Genomic DNA, 1256 nt, shown 5'->3' with positions numbered 1-1256 from the left:
GCGTTTCCGATATTGAGGTATTCGAAGCCGCGCTGGCGCATTTCGCTCGAGCGGTAGATGTTGCGCAGGTCGACGACGACGGGTCGCTTCAGCGCCGCCTTGACCCGGTCGAGGTCGAGCGCGCGGAAGGCGTTCCATTCGGTGACGATCACCAGGGCGTCGGCGCCTTCGAGGCAGGCATAGGCGTCGGGGGCGTAAGTGATCTCCGGCAGCAGCGGGCGGGCGCTGTCCATGCTTTCCGGATCATAGGCGACGATCTGCGCCCCGGCATCGGTCAGCGCCGTGATGATGGCGAGCGAGGGCGCCTCGCGCATGTCGTCGGTGTTCGGCTTAAAGGCGAGGCCGAGCACGGCGATGCGCTTGCCCCTGACCGAACCGCCGCAGGCGGCGACGACCTTGCGGGCCATGGCGCGCTTGCGCTGGTCGTTGACCGCGACCACGGTCTCGACGATGCGCAGCGGGCTCGCCATGTCCTGCGCCGTCTTCATCAGCGCCAGCGTATCCTTCGGGAAGCAGGAGCCGCCATAGCCCGGCCCGGCATGCAGGAACTTGCCGCCGATGCGGTTGTCGAGGCCGATGCCGCGCGCCACCTCCTGGACATTGGCGCCGACCTGCTCGCACAGATCGGCAATCTCGTTGATGAAGGTGATCTTGGTCGCCAGATAGGCGTTGGCGGCGTATTTGATCAGCTCGGAGGTGCGCCGCGCCGTGAACAGGAGCGGCGCCGCATTGAGATAGAGCGGCCGGTAGAGTTCTTCCATCACCTTGCGGGCGCGCGGATCCTCGGTGCCGATGACGATCCGGTCCGGGCGCTTGAAATCGGCGATCGCCGCGCCCTCGCGCAGGAATTCCGGGTTCGAGACCACGGCGAAATCGCCATCCGGCCGGGCTTCGCGCATGATCCGCTCGACCTCGTCGCCGGTCCCGACCGGCACGGTCGATTTGGTGACCACGACCGTGAAGCCGCCGATCGCGGCCGCGACATCGCGCGCCGCCTGATGGACATAGGACAGGTCGGCATGGCCGTCGCCGCGGCGCGAGGGCGTTCCGACCGCGATGAAGACCGCTTCGGCATGGCTCACCGACGCCGCCAGCTCGGTGGTGAAGGAGAGCCGCCCGGCCCGCACATTGCTCGCCACGAGCTCGTCCAGCCCGGGCTCGAAGATCGGGATCTCGCCGCGGTTCAGCGCCGCGATCTTGCCGGCGTCCAGGTCGACGCAGATCACCTCATGGCCGAAATCAGCGAAGCACGCCCC

1 protein-coding gene is annotated in these 1256 nt (G+C 67.8%); it reads right to left on the bottom strand.

Annotated features, from left to right (window positions below):
• Positions 1-1256: UDP-glucose dehydrogenase family protein (locus tag ACWGRX_RS26925; RefSeq protein WP_452120060.1), on the bottom strand; the 1256-nt coding region annotated here is incomplete at both ends.

The sequence above is a fragment of the Allobosea sp. NPDC055594 genome, assembly GCF_053618995.1.
Note: the sequence above shows the minus strand (reverse complement) of the source record. Positions and strands in the feature narration are given on the sequence as shown.